This window comes from Salinimicrobium sp. 3283s (assembly GCF_039602225.1).
Lineage (GTDB): Bacteria > Bacteroidota > Bacteroidia > Flavobacteriales > Flavobacteriaceae > Salinimicrobium > Salinimicrobium profundisediminis.
Genome location: NZ_CP143631.1, coordinates 3460539 through 3481679, shown reverse-complemented (window position 1 = coordinate 3481679; position 21141 = coordinate 3460539). Strand labels below are relative to the sequence as shown.

Here is a 21141-nt window from a genome sequence, read left to right as displayed (position 1 = left end):
AATATGAAAAAGATCAATTTTTTGACATTTTTGACACTCCTGCTTCTGGCGACACCGGGAATAGCCCAGGAAAGAGCATTTATGCAGGATACTTCTCAAACTGAAACAGAACCTGCATTCCAGGAAGAGATCATCTTCAAAAGGGATACAACCAAAAGCGAGGCACACCTTAATGTGCTTAACCTGTTGGTTTTTGGGGCACTTGATGTGGGGTACGAACGCCTTATTAGCGATCACACTTCTGCCGGAGTCGAGTTCTTCTCAAAAGTCTTCAATAAGAACGAAGGCGAAGATGTAGATCTTTCTGAAGTCTATTCCAAAGATTTTTCAATTACCGGAAAATTTAAATATTTTCTGAAAGATGACCGGGTTGGCCGCGGCTATTATGCCGAAGCCTTTGGGATGTTCTCTAATGGAAATAACGAAAAAGAGGTTGAAATAAGAGATTCAACCACCGGAGAATTAAAGACCATAGAAGCCGACCTGGAATATACCGATATCGCTATTGGAATAGGTGTAGGTGGAAAATTTGTTGCCAAACAGGGCTTTCTAATTGATGTATCTTTTGGAATAGGCAGAAACCTCTTTGATAAAAATTCTCCCGATATCGTCCTGCTCCCCACGGTTAACGTAGGTTACAGGTTCTAATTACCAGGCTATGGGTTCTTTGCCTATAGATTTTAGAAATTCATTGGTTTTGCTAAAATGCCTGTTCCCAAACCAGTAGCCTCTATTCGCTGCTAATGGAGAGGGGTGCCCGCTGGTAAGCACTAAATGTTTTTTGGAATCAATTTTACGGCCTTTCTTTTGTGCAGGGCCACCCCACAGGAGAAATACCAGGTTTTCCCGCTCATTTGACAAAGTGGAGATCACGGCATCTGTAAATTTTTCCCAGCCTTTCCCCTGGTGAGAGCCGGCCTGCCCTGCCCGCACTGTTAGCGTGGCATTTAGCATTAATACCCCCTGCTCTGCCCAGTGTTTCAGGTTGCCATGTCCAGGCAAAGGTGTTCCTAAATCATCGCTAATTTCTTTAAAAATATTTACTAAAGAAGGTGGAACTTTGGTTTCTGGCTGCACAGAAAAACACAAACCATGGGCCTGCCCGTAACCGTGGTATGGATCTTGCCCTATAATTACCACTTTAGTTTCCTCAAAAGAAGAAAGTTCAAAGGCTTTGAATATGTTATCGGGATGAGGAAAACACTGATTCGCCTCATATTCGGCAGACACAAATTTTAGAAGATCCTTAAAATAAGGCTTTTCAAGCTCGTGATTTAACTTTTTTTTCCAATCTGGGGTGAGGTTAAAGGTCATATTATTGGTTAAATTGCAGCTTCCCAAAAATAGGGAATTTTTCTATGATCAAAATTACAGCCAAGACTCTTCAGGACCTTGAATTTCCTACAGTATGCCAGCAAGTTAGCAGGTATACGGTCACAGGTCCCGGTAAGAATAAAGCGCTCGAAATAGCTCCTTTTTCAAGTTACAAAGAAACCATTTTTGCGCTTCGAAAAACTAATGAATATGTGTCTTCGTACCAACAGGAAAGTCGTATTCCCAATCATGGCTTTGATGCTATAGACCAGGAAATAAAATTCCTGGGGATTGAAGAGACCCGGCTGGAGGCTTCGAGTTTCAGGAAGATTGGCTCAATTTCAGAAACATCGAACATCCTCATCAGGTTCTTTGAGAAGTTTGAGGAGATTTATCCCTGTCTTCACGAAACTGCTTCAGAAGTAGAGTATACTCCGCTCATCATTGAGAGAATCAATCAGGTAATTGATCGATTTGGAGAGGTAAAAGATGACGCTTCTCCCCTGCTTCAGGAAACACGCAGAAAGATTGGGCATGTAAAAGGGCAAATTAACTCCAGCTTTGGGAGTGCTCTTACCCACTACAACAACCTTGGTTATCTTGATGACATACGCGAGACCGTAGTAGATAATATAAGAGTGCTTGCAGTCTCTGCCATGCACCGGCGAAAGGTTAAAGGCGGAATTTTAGGGAATTCTAAAACAGGAAGCATTGTATACATTCAGCCCGAAACCACCTATAACTACACCCGCGAACTGAACAACCTGGAGTATGAAGAAAAGGAAGAAATAAAGAAGATCCTGAAGGAGCTAACAAGCTTTGTAAGGCCTTATCGCAGTTTACTGATAGACTACCAGGAATTTCTGAGCAACATAGATGTTATTGCTGCCAAGGCAAAGTACGGGATGGACATGAATGCCGTAATGCCCAAGATTTCGCGCGATAGGGAAATTGAATTAATAGATGCTTATCATCCGCTGCTTTTGCTTACCAACAGGAAGCAGAATAAAAAGACCTATCCGCAGACCATTGAGTTGAGCAGTGATAAACGCATTATCGTAATTTCAGGTCCTAATGCCGGTGGGAAAAGTATTACGCTCAAAACCATGGGGCTTTTACAGCTCATGGTGCAAAGTGGTTTGCTTATTCCGGTACACGAATACAGCAGGATGTGCTTTTTTGACAGGATACTTACAGATATTGGCGATAATCAAAGTATTGAAAACCACCTGAGCACATATAGCTACCGCTTAAAGAACATGAATTACTTTCTGAAGAAAGTAGATGATAAAACACTTTTCCTGATAGATGAATTTGGTACAGGAAGTGACCCGGAACTGGGAGGGGCTTTGGCTGAAACTTTCCTGGAGGTCTTCTATGAAAAAGAAGCTTTTGGAATTCTCACTACCCATTATGCCAACTTAAAGATGCTGGCCAATGAGCTGCCGCATGTTATCAATGCAAACATGTTGTTTGATGCAAGAACCCTGGAACCGCTTTACAAGCTGCATATGGGAGAAGCCGGAAGCTCCTTCACCTTTGAGGTAGCCCAAAAGAACGGAATTCCCTACAGCCTTATCAACCGGTCAAAAAAGAAGGTAGAACGGGGAAAAATTAGGTTTGATAAAAGTATTGCCGACCTTCAGAAGGAACGGTCAAAACTTTCGAAGACAACAACAGCTTTAAAGACCAAAGAACAAAAAACAGAATCTGAAAAGAAAAAGCTGGAAGAAACAAACGCCCGAATTCAGCAGAAACTGGAGAATTTTCAGGAGTTATACGACAGCAATCAGCGGTTAATTTATTTAGGTAACAAGATCAATGAACTGGGTGAAAAATATTTTCAGAATAAAAAGAAAAAAGAGCTTATTGCCGAATTCCTGAAGATCATAGAAGTAGAGAATTCCAAGCGAAAAAAAGTTTCACCTAAAGAAAAAAAGGTGGAAAAAGCGAAGGAAAAGAAGGTGATGCAGGAAGCTGAAAAGAAGGTGGAAGAAATTAGAAAAAAGAAAAAAGAAAAGCAGGAAAAAGAGATTAAAGAAGAAGTTGCAAAGCCAAAACCGGTTTTAAAGGTAGGAGACAGAGTGCGTATGCAAGACGGGAAAGCCGTTGGAAGCATTGACAGTATTGAAAAAGGAAATGCTAAAGTGAATTACGGCATTTTCACTACTTCGGTTTCTGTAGACCAGTTGGAGCTCGTGCAACGAAAAAAATAGAAAAAGAAAAATTATGGTAAATTTCCCTGAAAACAAGAAGATCATCCTTTTTGATGGTGTTTGTAATCTTTGCAACAAAACGGTACAAACCATCATTAAGAATGATGTAAATGATGTATTTCGATTTGCACCCCTTCAAAGTGATGTGGGCCGTCAAATCATTAATGAAAAAGGAATAGATACAGAAAACCTGGATTCGGTGATCCTTATCGAGCCCGGGGTGGCATATTATCACAAATCGACCGCTGCAATCGAGATCGCCCGACATTTAAAAGGCTATTCCTGGCTAAAGTATTTTAAGTCCCTACCCGAAGGTCTTAGAGATGGCGTATATAGCCTTGTTGCTAATAACAGGTACAGCTGGTTTGGAAAGAAGGACACTTGTATGGTGCCCACCCCAGAGCTACAGGCTTTATTCCTGAAATAGACTTTAAAGGTTTAAAGTTTAAAGTTCAAATTTCAAACCTGAATAATGGACTTAGGCCGAAGCGTTGAGTACTATAATTTATTGCAGTATAAAACCCGGAAAAGATCATTAGCCTGAAAAAAGTAACCATCTTCAGGCAAAGTCAGAGGTCAAACTGATCACTGAGCACCGATACTGATCACTTATAACTTATTTAAGGTTGCTTAATAGGAATTTAAGCTTGTCATTAGTGTTCCTGTTCTCCTGAAAAGAATGAGGAAAGTGGGTGTTCTTTTGAGCAAGTTCTTTTTGCTGAAGCTTTTCGATAAGTTCGGCATCTTCAAGAGCCACCTTACCGGTAAGCAGTAGCCCCATGTCTTTTTTAGCAGCATAATAGTCGTAGACCTTTTTAAGGCCGGGCAGGTATTGGTAATCTTTGGTAAATCCGCCGCCGCGGTGTGCTCTTAAGGAAATTAACCAGGAGGTTTCCCGGTCAAGCTTGTACTGGCTGTACAAGAGATCAAAGGTATCGCTAAAGCTGTAGCCTTTTATGAGGCTATCGGCAGCAAGTACCCGGTATGCCAGTTCCTTTACCCTTTTTAGACTTAGACTGTCGCTCATATATTCGCTAAAAATCCCGAGTCCGGCCTGGGTAGGATGATTATTGGCGAAGCCGTGAGAAAAGATCCTCAGGGTTTGGTCTAATCCGTTGAAGGTGGTGAGCATGTTCACAGAGATCTCGTGATTTGAAAGGACTTTGAGGTCATTGTCACTGAATTTCCTGTTTTTCTTGACCACCAGTTCCCCCGAATTTAATGCCATGGCAGCTCCGGTGATACTATTACTCTGTCTTATCCGGAATTTAAAAGGATATCTCTCCCCAAAAGCCTGAAAATAAGCCTGCGCCTGATCGGCATTATAGCGGGGCACCATTTCTTCGGCGTCTTCCTCTTTGTGAAAATGAAGGATGAATTTGGCATTTTTGACATCCTTCTCTGTAGGTGTTCCAAATACCCGAAGCGAATTGTAAAAGAACTTTTTTTCTTTACCCACTGTAGCCACACACTGCACCAAACCAGAATATTCATAAACAGCATCGTAGTACAGTTTATAGATATCTTCATCGGGAATATCTTCGAGCCTTTGGCTGAATAATTCCCGTTGCAGCGTATAGGGATCAAACTTGAGTTTCCTGTATTTGAAAACCGGATCTTCTGAAAATTTAGAGCCAAAAAATCGCTTTTTTTCCTGCTCGATATTCAATGGATTCAAATAATTGAGTACATCGATCTCCCGAACAAGGCGGTCTAGATTCTGGTCAATTTGCAGAAGCGTTTTGTAGTAACTGCGGGTTTTATCGGTCATTACTGAACAAATTCAGGTTAAAAATTAATCCCGCGCAAATACAAGAAATTCCTGTAAGCCTCGCAAGCTTTAAGTGTGAAAAATGACGGATTACATGGATAAAAAATCCTTATTTTTCTTTAGAGATCTTTTCCTTTTTTGGAAGGTAATCATCCCACTTTCTTTCATGTGGTTCTCCCAGTTTATCTACAGATTTTGCTACCATCATAGAAACAGCAGCATCTCCTGTAACATTCACCATAGTACGGCACATATCTAAAGGCCTGTCTACAGCAAAAATGAGAGCAAGACCAGCTTCGGGGATCCCGGCCTGGGCAAGTACAATCACCAGCATCACCATTCCCGCACCCGGTACTGCCGCCGAACCAATAGACGCCAGGGTGGCTGTGGCAATAATTCCCAGTTGCGCACCAATAGAGAGATCCATACCAAAAGCCTGGGCAATAAAAACTGCTGCCACGGCCTGGTATAAGCTGGTACCATCCATATTTATTGTAGCTCCAATTGGCAGAACAAAACTGGTAACCTCTTCGTGCACGCCCAGGTGTTCTTCGGTCCTCTCCATAGTTACGGGGAGGGTCGCCGCACTTGAACTGGTAGAAAAAGCTAAGAGCTGTGCGGGGGCAATTCCGTTTTCAAAGAAAGACGGGGTACGCCCCGTAAAGATCCAGACCAACATCATATAAACCCCAATCATTAGAGCAAGCCCTACAAGCACCGTTACGGCGTACATTGCAAGCGCTGCAAAAAGATCGGAACTGGGAGACTCTACCACCAGAGCAGCCAGAAGAGCAAAAACCCCATACGGCGCAGCCAGCATGATAAGGTCAATTAATTTGAGAATAACTTCGTTAAACCCGTCAAAAAAGGCTTTTACGGGCTTCGCTGTTTCTTCGGGTATTAAGATGAGACCAATGCCAAAGAAGATTGCAAAAAAGATTACCTGTAACATATTCCCGTTATCACTGGCTGCCGCAAATATGTTCCCGGGAACAAGGTCTTCCAGGGCCTGCAACGGCCCGGCTTCTTTTTGCCGCTGTGCATCGGCAATACGCACATTGGCATCACCTTCATAACTCGTAATAAGGTCGTTTCGGGTGTCTTCGGCAATTGCAGCACCCGGCTCAATGACGTTGACCATCACCAGACCAATTGTTACTGCGATCACCGTAGTTGCAACATAAATGAGAATTGTACGGGTTCCCATTTGCGACAACTTCGAGATATCTTTTAAATCGGAGATACCTTTTATCAGGGACGCCAAAATAAGAGGCACTGCAATTAATTTTAAGGCATTGATGAAAATATTTCCGAAAGGTTTGATCCAATCACTAATAAATTCGGCTCCCCAGGAAAAATTGGTCATTAGAAGGGCGAAAATCACCCCAGCGGCCATTCCCAGTAAGATCTGCCAGTGCAGCGCTAATTTTTTCATACTAAAGTATCTCTGAAATTATATTTTTGATGTTTTGTTCAACAAATAAAAATCGGCGAGAACCAGAGCCGCCATTGCTTCTACAATAGGAATTGCCCGCGGCACCACACATGGGTCATGCCTGCCCTTGCCCTGCATTTCTACCTCTTGCCCTTCAGCATTTATGGTCTTTTGTTTTTGCATAAGGGTAGCTACGGGTTTAAAGGCAACCCTAAAAGTAATATCCATACCGTTAGAAATACCTCCCTGGATTCCTCCGCTAAAGTTGGTAATCGTAGAGCCATCGGTTCGAAAATGGTCATTGTGCTCACTGCCTTTCATAGACGCACCTGCAAAGCCGCTTCCATATTCAAATCCTTTAACGGCATTTATGGAAAGCATGGCACCCCCCAAAGCGGCATGAAGTTTATCAAAGACAGGTTCACCAAGCCCAACGGGAACATTAGAAATCACGCACTCCACTACTCCCCCCACAGTATCTCCCTGCGACCGGATTTGCTTAATGAAAGTTTCCATTTCTTTGGCAGTTGCAGGATCGGGACATCGTACCGGATTCTTTTCTATTTCAGAAAGATCCAGCTCCTCAAATTTCTTCTGAAGCTTAATATCTCCTACCGCAGAAGTATAGGCGGTGAATGTAACGTCTTTCAACAATTGTTTTGCGATGGCTCCGGCCGCTACCCTACAGGCAGTCTCACGGGCCGATGATCTACCTCCACCCCTGTAATCCCTGTTGCCATATTTTTGATCGTAAGTATAATCAGCATGAGAAGGGCGGTACACATCTTTAATATGTGAATAGTCATTTGACTTTTGGTTGGCATTTTCTATGATAAAGCCAATAGGCGTACCTGTTGTCTTCCCCTCAAAGATACCCGAAAGGAATTTTACCGTATCGGGTTCTTTGCGCTGGGTTACGATAGAAGATTGCCCGGGTCTACGCCTGGCCAACTCCTGCTGTACCTTTTCGGTGTCAATAGGGAGTCCGGCGGGACATCCGTCAATCACTCCGCCGATAGCCTGGCCATGTGATTCCCCAAAAGTGACAAGTTTAAATAGATTTCCAAAGGAATTTCCGGCCATTGAAGGTGATTTTGAGCAAATGTAATTTTTTAAGCCAAGATTTAAAAATGTTTATTTAAGAGCCGCAGCCATTATCACTACAGGATGAAGGGCCTTTTTACCGGTTCCGTCATAAATTTGATGACGGCAGCTGGTTCCGGGAGCAGCAATAACTGTCTCTGCGGAAGCTTTTCGCACTGCAGGGAACAGCGTTTGTTCGCCAATCTGCATACTTACCTCATAATGCTCTTTTTCATACCCAAAAGAACCTGCCATACCACAACAACCTGAAGGGATCACGGTTACTTCAAAATTCTTCGGAAGGTTGAGCATCACAAAAGTATTCTCTACACCCGCCAAAGCTTTCTGGTGACAATGGCCATGTAATTTGATCCGTTTCTTTTCCGAAGAAAAGGAATCGGCAGTAATATTTCCGGCGATGACTTCTTTCTTAAAAAACTCTTCGAGTAAAAAGGCATTTTTAGATACTTTCATGGCAGCCGCCTTATCATCGGCCAGCCTCAAATATTCATCCCTAAAGCTCAATATTGCTGAAGGTTCCAGCCCGAGCAACGGACGCTCTTCAGAAATAATATCCTTGAAGATTGAAACGTTTTTATTGGCTACTTCTTTGGCTTCCTTTAAAAAGCCTTTTGAAATAAATCCACGCCCACTTTCAGGATGTTCTATAATTTTCACCTCATAATTGAGCCCTTCAAGCAGTTTTATTGCAGCCACACCAACTTCAGAATCAAGGTAATTGGTAAATTCATCGTTGAAGAGATAAACGGTTTTAATAGGCGTGGTAAGCTTTCTCTCATTCTTTTTATAATAAGAAGAAAGGGTTTGCCGGGAAAGAGCAGGCAAACGTCGTTGTGGCGCAATACCCATTGATTTCTTTATAAGCCCCCCCGTAAGCGCATTTGAAAACATAAGGTTCGAAAAAGGGGAAAATCGCCAGGTCTTTTTGTTGAGGGCAGCGTTGAATGCAAAAGCTTTTGAACGCAGCGAACTGCCGTTGGTACTGTTGTATTGATACTGAAATTCTGCTTTATAAGCGGCCATATCAACATTAGAAGGACATTCACTTTTACAACCTTTACAGCTAATGCACAGGTCAAGAACTTCCTTTAACTCTTCATGATCAAACTTATTTTGTTTATCAGAATTTGTCAAAAATTCCCTCAAAGCATTGGCCCGGGCCCTGGTGGTATCTTTTTCATTGCGGGTGGCACGGTAACTGGGGCACATTACGCCACCTGCTTCGGCAGGTTTGCGGCAGTCGCCACTACCATTACAATTTTCAGCCCCTCTTAGAATCCCGAGAGAATCGGAGAAATCCATAATCGTTTCGATTTCGGGCTCTTTTCTACCCGGCACGTACCTTAGGCTCTCGTCCATTGGGGGAGCGTCAATGATTTTCCCCGGATTAAAAATATTATTTGGATCGAAGATGTTTTTTACCCTTTTTAAGAGGTTGTAATTCTCTTCTCCTATCATGAGCTGTATAAACTCGGCCCGTACCCTGCCATCACCGTGCTCCCCACTCATAGAACCCCCGTATTTTTTAACGAGGGCAGCCACTTCTTCAGTAATTTTTCTGAAAAGCACCACATCATCTTCCTTTTTAAGGTTAAGGATAGGTCTTAAGTGCAGTTCCCCTGCGCCGGCATGAGCATAGTACACCGCATCCTGCCTGTAATTGAGCATTAATTGGGAAAATTCTGAAATATATGCAGCAAGATCTTCTACCGCCACAGCTGTATCTTCTATACAAGCCACGGCTTTACGGTCACCTACAATGTTCCCGAGAAGCCCCAAACCTGCTTTTCTTAATTCCAGCGCAAGATCTATGGTTTCATTCCGAAGTACCGGAAGCGCATAGGCAAGTCCGGAATCCGTAAGGGTTTTTAGGAGTTCGGCAGTACGGTTTGTCAATTCTTCTTCTGAAAATGCTCTTATTTCGAGCATGAGGATAGCTGCCGGGTCACCTTCTATGAAAAAACGATTTTCGCGGTATTTAAGACTATTCCGGGTACAATCCAGGATCACCTTATCCATCATCTCACAGGTGAACAGGGAATGCTGCATTGCCGGTACAACCGCCTGCAGGCATTTTTCCAATGACTCAAAATGTGCAGCGATCATTACAGCATTTTCCGGTGGCAGTGCATCGAGCTGCAGGGTAATTTCGGTAGTAAAAGCCAAAGTACCTTCGCTACCAGACAACAGTTTACAAATGTTGATCTTATCTTCATTTCCTCCCAGAACTTCAGCCGGCAGCAGTTCATCTACTGCATAACCTGTGTTGCGGCGGTGGATCTCCGGTTTTGGAAAACCTGCTGTGATTTGGTCACGCACTGCTTCAGGCTTAAGCTCTTCATAAAGCTTCCGGTAGATCTCACCTTCCATGGAATCCAGCTCCATTTTTTTTCGGAATTCTTCCGAAGAAATTTCAGAAAAAACAGCCTCTGAACCATCACTGAGCAGCACTTTCATTTCCACAACCTTTTCGCGCGTGGTGCCATATTTGATAGAAGTGGTTCCGCTGGAATTATTACCAACCATTCCACCTATCATACAACGGTTTGAGGTAGAAGTATTGGGCCCAAAGAACAGCTTGTGAGCCTGCAGGTACCTGTTAAGGTCATCGCGAATCACTCCCGGCTGAACTTTAACTGTTTTCTTATCAGTATCAAGTTCAAGAATGGAAGTGAAATATTTTGAGACATCAACTACAATACCTTCCCCTACACACTGCCCTGCAAGGGAAGTACCGGCTGTACGAGGAATGAGCGACGTATTATTTTTATTGGCAAAAGAAATAAGCTGCTTTATGTCTTCCAGATTTTTTGGATAGGCTACAGCGAGAGGAATAGTGCGATAAACAGAAGCATCTGTTGCGAAAATCCTTCTCCATAGGGCGTCATAGAAGAGTTCACCTTGCAGGTCTTGGTCGAGTTTTTTAAGCTTTTGATTCATAGGGGAGCAGTAACAGGTTATGGCAGCCTGATTTACAGGCTATTATTAACATTAACATTTAATTAGCGGAGGTAAGGGGTAATCGATATATCAGATAGTCTAATTTTGTAGGAACAAATTAAATGAAAAGATATGAAAAAAATCGTTTTACTAACCTTATGTATTTTTGGTTTTAGCCTTTCTTCACAAGCACAAAATATTGCAGATCATGCTTTGGGTTTACGTTTGGGAGACAATGATGGATTTGGAACAGAAATTTCTTATCAACATGGATTGTCAGAAAACAACCGACTTGAACTGGATTTGGGTTGGAGAAGCAGAAATGACCTTGATGCCTTTAGACTAACAGGAATTTACCAGTGGGTTTGGAACCTTGAAGGCGGATTTAACTGGTATGCCGGTGCCGGTGGTGGATTAGGTTCTGTTGATACTGGTGATGACAGTGACTTTTTTGTTCTAATCGCCGGGGATGTGGGTATTGAATATGATTTTGATTTCCCCCTACTCCTATCTCTTGACTTTAGACCTGAAATTGGATTCAGTGATTACAATGATGATCTTGGATTTGATATAGCGCTGGGGATTAGATACCAGTTCTAGACATAACAATTATCATAAAAAAGGCTCCCGGAATTAATTTTTGGGAGCCTTTTCTTTTTGGGTAATATCTAAAGCTTTTTGATAAAGGTTTTCGTAGAGAGGAACAACCGAGTATACATCAAAAATAAATGCCTGTTTACGTGCATTTTCTTTGAACCTTTTAAGGGTGGCATCATCTTGAAGTATATGAATTGCATTGGCTGCCATTTCTGATACCTCTCCCACATCACTTAAATACCCCGAAAAGCCCTGCTTATTAACTTCGGGCAGACCTCCGGTATTTGTTGAAATTACTGGCACCCCATTCACCATAGCCTCAAGGGCGGCAAGCCCAAAGCTTTCTTTTTCTGAAGGCAAAAGAAAAAGATCGGAATAGCTCAATACCTGGTCAATCTCATGAGATTCCCCCAGGAATAACACCTTATCTTCCAGTGCTAACTCTTGCACCAGTTCTTCGGCCATTTCTCTTTCAGGCCCCTGCCCTACCATGATAAGCTTCGATTTGAGGTTTTTCTGAATTTCATAAAAGATCATAATCACATCCCTTACCCGTTTTACCTTTCTAAGATTACTTACGTGGGTAATGATCCTCTCATCACTTTGAGCCAGCATACTTCTTTGGCAGTTGCTAATAGACTGGGTATATTTTGTGGTATCTATAAAATTGGGCACTACATCAATCTCGCGCTTTACGTTAAAAAGACGCAGGGTATCTGCCTTAAGGCTTTGAGATACCGAAGTAACAACATCACTGCTATTAATACTAAAAGTAACTGCCGGTTTATAGAAAGGGTGGTTGCCCACCAGCGTAATATCGGTTCCATGAAGGGTGGTTACCATTGGCAGGTAGATTCCTTCTTCCTCAAGCATTTTTTTTGCCATGTAACCTGCATAGGCATGAGGTATGGCATAATGTACGTGCAGCACCTCAATTTTATGCAATTTCACCATATCTACCAGCTTGCTGCTTAAGGCAAGCTCGTAAGGCTGATAGTGAAACAGAGGGTATTCGGGTACATTAACTTCGTGAAAATGTATATTATGAGAAAGCTGTTCAAGCCTTACCGGCTGCTTATAAGTAATAAAATGTATCTCGTGCCCTCTGCGGGAGAGTGCCATCCCCAATTCGGTAGCTACCACACCACTTCCCCCAAAAGTAGGGTAACAAACAATGCCTATTTTCATGTATTAACGATCTATGGCTTCGTAAATAAGTTCCTGAATATTTGATCTTATGCTCTCCCTTGTCAACTTATTGTTCTGGACAGAGGGATGAATTCGATTTGCTAAAAATACGTAAACTATTTCTTCATCGGGGTCTGCCCAGGTAAAAGTTCCTGTAAAACCGCTATGCCCAAAGCTGGTCATTGAAACACAGCCACAGGTAGGGCCATAATTGCCTAACTGGGGCTTGTCAAAACCAACTCCCCGTCGCACATCGTCATCGCAGTAATAACACGTATTGAACTTGTCTACAGTTTTTTGGTCAAAATAATTTATTCCTCCATACTGGCCACCGTTTAGGTACATCTGCATGATCTTGGCAACATCATTAGCATTAGAATAAAGTCCTGCCTGCCCTCCAATTCCGCCCAAAAGTGCAGCACCTTCATCATGGACGTATCCCTGCAAGAGCTGATTTCTCCACGACCTGTCATTTTCGGTGGGAACAATTCGTTCTTTTGGAAGCTTTTGAAGAGGTAAATAGGTAGTGTTATGAGCTCCCAAAGACCTGTAAAAATGATCTTGAGTAAGATATTCCAGGGAGGTGCCATAGATATCTTCCATATAGAACTTCAGCAAATAAAAAGGAAGATCACTGTATTTATAAGCCTTTCGCCTCTCGAGCGGGCTATCTTTAATAGTTTTAAGCACAGAATCTCTAATGTCATTCCTCACGTACATCTTTTCGGCTATTTGTATGCCGAAGCCCCTATCCTGTTCAGTACGAATAAATTTCACATCGGGCCTTTTTGTCTTTTGATCTATGGTCATGCGATGAAAGGGAATCCAGCTCTTGAGCCTGGCATAATGCGATAACATATCGAGAATGGTGATGTTTTGTTTATTGCTTCCGCGGAAGTACGGCAACATTTCACCCAGTGTTGTATTGAGATCAATCTCATCCTTGTCTACAAGCTCCATGAGAAGCGGAAGCGTAGCAAGTATCTTGGTAAGGGAAGCAAGATCGTAAACGTCTGAAGCTTTCACAGGTATTTCTTTATCGTAAGTATGATATCCTGCATTTCTTTCATAGATAACTTTTCCCTTTCTCGCCACAAGCACCTGTAAGCCGGGGGTCATTTTATCATCTATCGCCTTTTCTATAAGTTCGTCAATCTTTCTTAGCTTATAGGAATTCATTCCTACCTGCTCGGGCAGGCCGTAAGAAAGACGATTAAGAGTGCCCGTTTTATAGCCGGTGCCAACAGGGAAATTATTTCCGGCACTTACCGGCAGTTTCCCTTTAGCCTCTATAGCACCAAAGATCACCTGTGCCGCTTTTTGTTGAGCGAGTTCCGTATTTTGATAAGCCACCTGTATGGCTTCAAAATTACCTGTAGTTCGCAAATCAAGCAAAGCATACGGACTTGTGAAAACATTTAGAATAACCCGATTCTTTCTCGCTACTTCGTACAACCAGGTCTGCTGCTTCTCGTTCATTTTAAATCCGCTCCAGGGGGAAGCCGAAGACTGATGATATCCAATAATCACCTGATTGTACGACTCCAGCTTGTCTAGCAATTCGTTCAGGTTTTCTGCGGAAACCGAATCTACCTGTGCGTAGCGATTTAACTGCTCAAAAAAGGCATTTCCGGGGTCTTCTCCAAAATGAACATAGGCAATTTTGCTGGTTTCCAGATCTTGTAACGGAATGAGAGACCGGTCATTTTTAATGACCGTCATGGCGTTCTCATAAAGCTTATGCGCAAGCACCTCGTTGCGAATACTGTTAAGCTCTTCAACAATATAAGTTGGATCTACAGGTTCATAGTGATCAAGACCAACTTTGTATTTGGCAAAAAGGATCTTTCTTACCGAATGCTTCAGGCGCTCTTCGGTAATTAATCCTTTATTGAAAGCTTCTATGATCATTTCTGAAGCTTTAGGTACATCTTCAGAAAAAAGCAAAATATCGTTTCCTGCCAAAAAAGCCGCCAGTTCTATCTCACCGGGTTCATCAAAATCGGCAACTCCTTTCATATTGAGCGCATCAGTAATGATGAGCCCGTTAAAATCCAGTTCCTCTTTTAGAATTCCCGTGACTATTTTGTGCGATAAACTGGAAGGAAATTGAGCGCGTTCTTCCAGGCTGGGAACATTGAGGTGAGCAACCATGATACTTCCAAGCCCTTCAGAAATCATCTTTCTATAAGGAAACAATTCCTCCCTGAATATCCTGTCGCGGGAAAAATCAATGGTGGGTAAAGTTTTATGAGAATCCCGTTCTGTATCTCCATGTCCCGGAAAATGTTTGGCGCTGCCAAGCACCCCTTCCCTTTGCATGCCTTTTATGAAAGCAATGGATTTACTGGCAACGTTATTCTTATTTTCCCCAAAAGACCTGTTGCCAATAATAGGATTTTTGGGGTTGGTATTAATATCCACTACCGGGGCAAAATTCATATGAACGCCCAGTCTTTTGGAGTGTTTTGCAATACTCGCACCCACTTCGGTAATTAAACTTTCATCTCTTATTGCTCCCAAAGTCATATTCCACGGAAAGGCATAGGTAGAATCAAGACGCATTGCCAGGCCCCACTCGGCGTCCATACCTATAAGCAGCGGAATTTTGGAAAGCTCCTGAAGTTCATTGTGAACCTTTACCTGCCTTTTTGGACCTCCTTTTGAAAAGATGACCCCGCCCACATGCTGCTGGGCCACCAGTTCTTTTGCCTTTTCAATTTTTGATGCAGGGTCTGAAGAAAAAACATCGATCATGAAAAGCTGCCCCACTTTTTCCTGTAGCGACATTGCATTATAAATGCTGTCTACCCATTGCCGCTGCTGCTCTACATCTTCAGCAATTAAAGGCCGGCTTTGAGAATAGGAAATTTGGGTAATAAGGATAAAGGCCAAAAACAGGCCTGAAAGTTTGGGCTTGCAAAAACTCATTAATTAAGAAAGCGCTTGTGCCAGCTCTCAGATGCAGGCACTTCCCAATCTGAAAGGTATTCGGCTTTGTTATTTACCAGGTTATTAAAAACGATCGTTTTTGGAGAAACAGCTTTGTTTTTTGCCATTTTTCTGAAATCGGTCAGAGTTTTATAAGCCACGAATTCTCCCTGCTTATAAGAGACATTCATCTTGTCGAGAAGATCTACATCGTAGTCTTTCTCCAGCTGCTGAATGAACCGTACAGAATCATCTATGGAACATCCGGTAGCTGCATTCATTTTTTGATCGAGCGCCAGGATGATAAATCGTCTGTAACGCATTTCAAAAGAAGCTTGCAGGTTGGCACCGTGGGCAGTCCACTGCTCTATAAAATATTGAATCTTTTCTTTAATTTCAGCTTGCTCTTCCTCTGTAAAAGAGCGATTTGCCTGATAGATCCAAACTCGGGAACTTTCAGGTAGGGTATCAAATGGGACAAACATTATTTGGAAATTTTTAGAGAAACAAAAATAAGAGATTTGGAGTCGGGAATCCAATTTGAGAAGGTTAAAATTCTCCCATTCCCAGATATTTAAAGGAATCCTTTCCCAACGAACTAACACTAAGGTTGTGAGCTGATTTTAATCATAATTTCTCCACGTGCACTCACCTAATTTTGTAAGATGGAAATAAGGGAGAAAGAACTTTTTACGGTAGCCAGAAACCTAGGGTTTTCTTCGGAAGCATATCAGCATCACGAGCTGGCAGCATGGCTTCGCGAAGAAAAGCAAATACATGTGGAAGTTGGTGCCATTTGGGATGAGCTTACTAACTGTGTTGAATCTTATGTATTTACCATTACTGCACCTATAGTAATTTATTACACGCAACCAATCTATACATCGGGAGGAAAAACATACGACGAAATGCTTTTTAGAGGACTCACTGAGGCTGTCTTTCTTTTGCAGCAATACAACCTTCAAAAAGATGTGAAAATACCTGATGACGAGGCGGTGATTGCCTATCTAAAAGGCTACGGAGACAAGGATAAGCAACTTCCTGCCCCAAAATACCGAACCAATCTTGAAAGATACGCTTATTTACAGGGCAAACAGGGGGATTATATTGAAGAAGGATTAACGGAAGATGATATTCTCATTCTAGTGAAGAATATGCGTCCGGAGGAAATACAGCTGCGCCTTGAAAAGGATCTGTAAAAAAATAAGGTGCTAAAAATAACATTTTTAGCACCTTATTTTTAAAACTTAGCTGCACTACAAATCTTCGGCAGAGGCAATCATTTCAGCAATATCCATAACTGCGATATTATCCTCCCTATTCTTGGCCTTAACCCCGTCGGTCATCATTGTGTTACAGAAAGGACAACCTGCAGCAATAACTTCGGGTTTTACATCTATGGCCTGCTCGGTACGGGCAACATTCACATCTTCCTTACCGGGTTCGGGCTCCTTGAACATTTGAGCACCCCCGGCACCACAGCACATGGCGTCTTTTTTACATCTTTTCATCTCTACCAGCTCCACCTCAAGCTTTCTCAACAAATCTCTCGGGGCTTCGTAGATGTCATTTCCACGCCCCAGGTAACACGGGTCGTGAAAAGTGATTCTTTTGCCTTTAAATTTCCCACCTTCAACAGTTAGCCGTCCTTCTTCAAGCAAAGATTTTAAAAAGGTGGTATGGTGCATTACTTCATAATTACCGCCAAGACCGGGATATTCGTTTTTTATAATATTGAAGCAGTGAGGACAGGTGGTTACGATCTTCTTGATCTCATACCCGTTCAAAACTTCAATATTTCCGGCAGCCTGCATTTGGTAAAGGAATTCATTTCCGGCACGTTTCGCAGGGTCTCCAGTACAACTTTCTTCAGTTCCTAAAACAGCAAAATCTACATTTGCTTTACTCAGAAGTCTTACAAAAGCCTTGGTGATTTTCTTAGCCCGGTCGTCAAAGCTTCCGGAGCAACCTACCCAAAAAAGGACTTCGGGTTGTTTTCCTTCGGCCATATACTCTGCCATGGTTGGCACTTTGATATTTTCTGCCATTTTATTTTTTGTTATAGCCTCAAAAAGGCCATTTTATTACTTAATTTTCTGTTGCCCAGTTTAAGCGGTCCATTTGGTTGTAAGGCCAGGGCGCTCCGTTATTTTCAATGTTTCCAAGGGCATTATTTAAATCTGCAGGTCCGGCACTCTGTTCCATCATAAGGTACCTTCTCATTTCAACAATGATAGAAAGTGGATCAATCCCTACGGGGCAGGCCTCTATACACATTTGGCACGTAGTACAGGCCCAGATCTCTTCCCTTTGAATATGATCGTCAAGAAGCTGTTTCCCGTCATCTACAAATTTTCCATTCTTATTGATGTTCTCCCCTACTGCTTCCAAACGATCGCGGGTATCCATCATAATCTTTCTTGGAGAAAGCAATTTACCTGTATTATTAGCGGGACATTGATCTGTACATCGGCCGCATTCGGTACAGGTATAGGCATTCAGCAATTGTACCCTGTTAAGGTCAAAAACATCTGATGCTCCAAATTTTTCGGGTTCTCCTGCTTCTTCCCCTTCCGGTTCTGCGGGTGCAGCAAAAGGATCGGCATCAGGATCCATCATAAGTTGCACTTCTTTAGTAACCGCATCTATATTGTCAAATTCAGCTTTCGGCTTAATTTTAGAATAGTAGACGTTTGGAAAAGCCAATAAAATATGAAGGTGCTTAGAGTAGTATAAGTAATTAAGGAAGAAAAGAATACCAAGTATATGCAACCACCAGGCTGTTCTCTCGATCAAAACAAGGGTGGAATCACTAAAACCATCAAGGAGTGGAAGTAAAAAGCCACTAACGGGAAATGCCCCTGCAATCTCCCCGTTTGCCATAGCGTAATGAGGCGCCAGATTTAACTGCAATTGATAATCGGCCGCATTCATGATTAGGAAGAGCGACATGAGTACCATTTCAAAATAGAGAATGTAGTTAGCGTCATTCTTCGGCCATTTGGTAAGCTCCCTAGCTTTGAACCTGTAGATATTCAGGACATTTCTTCTTATCCAGAAAATAATCACTCCTACCAGTACCAGCAAGGCAAGAATTTCAAAAGCCCCTATAAGAAACCTGTACGGCGTACCGGCAAAAGAAAAGATCCTGTGAGTCCCGAAGATCCCGTCAATGATAATTTCAAGGACTTCGATATTGATAATAATAAAACCTACATACACGATCACGTGAACGATCCCCGACACCGGCCTGCGCACCATTTTGTATTGCCCCAGGGCAATTTTGGCCATTTTCCCCCACCTTTTGGAAGGGTTATCTGTCCTGTCGATCTCCCGACCTACTTTGATATTCCGAATCATCCTCCGGATATTGCGAATAAAAATACCTATCCCTATTGCCAGAGCAAGGATAAAGGCGACTTGTGCAAGGATCTGCATGGTTAGTTATTTTAATGAGTCTTCCGGCGGCGAATAAGGACCGGGGTTTTTACCAAAGATAGAAAAATGTACGTAACGTTTAGGATTCAATTTCACGTCTTGTATCAATTCATCCAATTGGTTGGTCGCTCTTTCAAGATTATTAAAGACCGCAGGATCATTAATTAACTTCCCGGCAGTACCTTCACCCGAATTCAATTTATGGGTAACAATTTCGAAATTACTCACGGCAGATTCAATATCATCTGTTACTTTATTAAAGTCAAATGCCACAAGAGTATCAGAAAAATTACTCAGGTTTGTAGACATATGGTCTAAATTCGTGAAGGTGCGATCTAACTTGGGAGAGTTGGTATTTAAGATACCTTCTACACTCTGGGCCGAATTATTAAGCGAAGCAATAGTAGCATTTAGGTTAGCAATACTATTCTTGAGATTTTCCCGGGTTGTGGGATTCATGACTTCATTAAAAGAATTCACTAAAGAATCTGTGCTCACAATTACCTTTTCAATCTTTTCCTGAAGCGGCGTGAGCCTTTCATTTACCAATTCCAGTAGACCTTCTTCTATCGCACTTTGTAACGTGTCACCAGATTGCGCCATTTCACCTTCTTCATATTTTGGGATAATGGCCAGAGACTTACCTCCTATGAGTCCTCCCCCATAAATTTCGGCTACACTGTTTTCAGAAAAAGGAAAAGAATTATCTACCAGAAAAGTAACTACAAGTTTACCTGAAGTATCCAGGAAACCAATATTAGTCACATTTCCAACTTTAAGCCCATTGATGGTTACAGGAGATGAGGGCGAAAGTCCCTCTACGTCGTTGTAGACAGCATAAAAAGTCCTGCTGGAATCAAACCAGTTTTTGCCTTTTAAAAAACTATACCCAAAAATGAATAGAAGAATGGCTACAATAGCCAAAAGAGCGGTTTTTACCTCTTTAGTATATTTCACAAAGATTGTCCTATTTGATGAGAGACAAATATAAAATTTATATAGTAAAGAAGGTCTATTTCATTTTTGTTTTTAACGCCTCATTAACGCTGATCTTTTCATCTCCCCGAAAGGCAACTATATAACTATCTGGATATCCCGCGCGTTTAGCCTTCGCATGCAGGTCCTGTACCTGTGAATAACTTGACGTGCCTCCATAATAGTATTTAAACAATTTCCCTTCTTTGTTTCTCGAGATCTCCACCAAACCTTTGAAGTTTCTGGGGCTGGGATCCAGCTTTTTACCGGTAGCTGCCAGTTGTACGCGAAAGGTAATACCATCATAAACATCTGAGGGCGCTTTTTCGGGTTCCTGGGTAAGTTCTACGGGAGGGTTAGCTTCCAGATGGTCCAGCATTTCGAGATTCATGGAGCTCTTATAATCTTTTACTGCACGCACAATAGATTCGGCAATAGCTGCCTGGCCCGAAGCGCTATTTAGGTAAGTACCCTCACTTTTATTACTCAGGAAACCTGCTTCAATAAGAACGCTTGGCATATAGGTCTCCCTTAACACAAGGAAACCTGCCTGCTTTACACCTCTGTTCACCCTCTTATTGATGTTGGTGAAATTCTTTTGTACCAAATCGGCCAGGAGAATACTTTGGTCAAGATATTCTTCCTGCATTAAGGTAAGGCCAATATAAGACTCGGGAGAATTAGGGTTGAAGCCATCATAGGTCATTTCGTAATCTTCTTCCAGGAAGATTACCTGGTTCTCTCTCATGGCCACTTCAAGGTTATCCTGGTTACGGTGAAGCCCAAGCACGAAAGTCTCGGTACCCTGGGCCTGAGATTTGTGACCATTCATATGTATAGAGATAAAAAGGTCAGCTTCGGCTTTATTTGCTATCTGTGCCCTTCCGGCAAGAGTTACAAAAACATCCGATTTCCGGGTGTAGATCACCTTGATATCTGGGATTTTTTCAAGCTCGGCACCCACTTTAAGCGCAATGTTCAAAGCAATTCCTTTTTCTTTGAAGCCATTCCAGGAGTTACCGGGATCATGACCCCCATGGCCTGCATCTATAACCACCACAAACTTTTCCCGCGGAGGATCAACTTCTTCCGAAGCAGCTAAAACAGGATTAATGACACTAAGAAATATTAAAATGATAAAGAAATTCGTTTTCATATGGAAATAACGGTTCATTGGGGTGGTTATTATTTTTCGATAACTCAAAAGGTACCTTAAAAAATATATGTAATTT

Annotated in this window: 17 protein-coding genes; 5 read left to right on the top strand and 12 right to left on the bottom strand. The window is 42.2% G+C overall.

Translation table 11 applies throughout. The features are described 5' to 3' along the window. Nucleotides 1-3 precede the first annotated feature (3 nt). Nucleotides 4-648: a hypothetical protein gene (locus VS868_RS15425; RefSeq protein ID WP_345598601.1), complete on the top strand. Its 645-nt coding sequence runs from the start codon at nt 4-6 to the stop codon at nt 646-648. Here the strand turns inward: VS868_RS15425 and VS868_RS15420 are convergent, their stop codons facing one another. Then, complete coding sequence (locus tag VS868_RS15420; protein ID WP_345598600.1) at nt 649-1314, bottom strand: uracil-DNA glycosylase; 666 nt, start codon at nt 1312-1314, stop codon at nt 649-651. Nucleotides 1315-1358: 44 nt separating this feature from the next. On the opposite strand from VS868_RS15420, the gene VS868_RS15415 reads away from it, so the two are divergent. Then, nucleotides 1359-3530, top strand: coding sequence for a DNA mismatch repair protein MutS (locus tag VS868_RS15415; protein WP_345598599.1), 2172 nt, complete (start codon nt 1359-1361; stop codon nt 3528-3530). Nucleotides 3531-3543: 13 nt separating this feature from the next. Continuing rightward, entirely contained in the window at nt 3544-3957 is a 414-nt protein-coding gene (locus VS868_RS15410; protein WP_345598598.1) for a DUF393 domain-containing protein, read from the top strand. Between the two features lie 189 nt (nt 3958-4146). Here the strand turns inward: VS868_RS15410 and VS868_RS15405 are convergent, their stop codons facing one another. From VS868_RS15405 to VS868_RS15390, 4 genes are all read right to left on the bottom strand, one after another. After that, nucleotides 4147-5301 (bottom strand): tyrosine/phenylalanine carboxypeptidase domain-containing protein, encoded by a 1155-nt coding sequence (locus tag VS868_RS15405; protein WP_345598597.1) that lies wholly within the window; start codon nt 5299-5301, stop codon nt 4147-4149. A gap of 109 nt (nt 5302-5410) precedes the next feature. Next, nucleotides 5411-6736 (bottom strand): dicarboxylate/amino acid:cation symporter, encoded by a 1326-nt coding sequence (locus tag VS868_RS15400; protein WP_345598596.1) that lies wholly within the window; start codon nt 6734-6736, stop codon nt 5411-5413. A gap of 18 nt (nt 6737-6754) precedes the next feature. Next, a complete protein-coding gene (gene aroC / locus VS868_RS15395) occupies nt 6755-7819 on the bottom strand; it encodes a chorismate synthase (RefSeq protein WP_266068276.1) in 1065 nt (354 codons plus the stop codon). A gap of 51 nt (nt 7820-7870) precedes the next feature. Next, nucleotides 7871-10780 carry an FAD-linked oxidase C-terminal domain-containing protein gene (locus tag VS868_RS15390; protein ID WP_345598594.1) on the bottom strand — a complete coding sequence of 970 codons (2910 nt, stop codon included), beginning with the start codon at nt 10778-10780 and terminating at the stop codon, nt 7871-7873. Between the two features lie 132 nt (nt 10781-10912). Between VS868_RS15390 and VS868_RS15385 the strand changes: the two genes are divergently transcribed. After that, a complete protein-coding gene (locus tag VS868_RS15385) occupies nt 10913-11380 on the top strand; it encodes a hypothetical protein (RefSeq protein WP_266068279.1) in 468 nt (155 codons plus the stop codon). A gap of 33 nt (nt 11381-11413) precedes the next feature. On the opposite strand, the gene bshA is transcribed toward VS868_RS15385, so the two are convergent. The 3 genes from bshA to VS868_RS15370 are packed head-to-tail and all read right to left on the bottom strand — an operon-like array spanning nt 11414 to nt 15981. Further along, entirely contained in the window at nt 11414-12565 is a 1152-nt protein-coding gene (bshA, locus tag VS868_RS15380; protein WP_345598592.1) for an N-acetyl-alpha-D-glucosaminyl L-malate synthase BshA, read from the bottom strand. A 3-nt stretch (nt 12566-12568) separates the two neighbouring features. Further along, nucleotides 12569-15496, bottom strand: coding sequence for a glycoside hydrolase family 3 N-terminal domain-containing protein (locus VS868_RS15375; RefSeq protein ID WP_345598591.1), 2928 nt, complete (start codon nt 15494-15496; stop codon nt 12569-12571). Then, entirely contained in the window at nt 15496-15981 is a 486-nt protein-coding gene (locus VS868_RS15370; RefSeq protein ID WP_345598590.1) for an ABC transporter ATPase, read from the bottom strand. Before VS868_RS15370 ends, VS868_RS15375 begins: the two co-directional genes overlap by 1 nt. 180 nt (nt 15982-16161) lie before the next feature. Between VS868_RS15370 and VS868_RS15365 the strand changes: the two genes are divergently transcribed. After that, nucleotides 16162-16695 (top strand): hypothetical protein, encoded by a 534-nt coding sequence (locus tag VS868_RS15365; RefSeq protein WP_345598589.1) that lies wholly within the window; start codon nt 16162-16164, stop codon nt 16693-16695. 57 nt (nt 16696-16752) lie between these two features. Here VS868_RS15365 and VS868_RS15360 read toward each other — a convergent pair whose 3' ends face one another. The 4 genes from VS868_RS15360 to VS868_RS15345 are packed head-to-tail and all read right to left on the bottom strand — an operon-like array spanning nt 16753 to nt 21065. Further along, on the bottom strand, nt 16753-17544 hold the full coding sequence (locus tag VS868_RS15360; RefSeq protein WP_345598588.1) for a (Fe-S)-binding protein: 792 nt from the start codon (nt 17542-17544) through the stop codon (nt 16753-16755). A 40-nt stretch (nt 17545-17584) separates the two neighbouring features. Further along, a complete protein-coding gene (locus VS868_RS15355) occupies nt 17585-18934 on the bottom strand; it encodes a (Fe-S)-binding protein (RefSeq protein WP_266068286.1) in 1350 nt (449 codons plus the stop codon). Between the two features lie 6 nt (nt 18935-18940). After that, nucleotides 18941-19891 (bottom strand): MlaD family protein, encoded by a 951-nt coding sequence (locus VS868_RS15350; protein WP_345598587.1) that lies wholly within the window; start codon nt 19889-19891, stop codon nt 18941-18943. A 55-nt stretch (nt 19892-19946) separates the two neighbouring features. Then, the gene (locus VS868_RS15345; protein WP_345598586.1) at nt 19947-21065 is read right to left on the bottom strand and encodes an N-acetylmuramoyl-L-alanine amidase; all 1119 of its coding nucleotides are present in this window, start codon (nt 21063-21065) and stop codon (nt 19947-19949) included. Nucleotides 21066-21141: the final 76 nt, after the last annotated feature.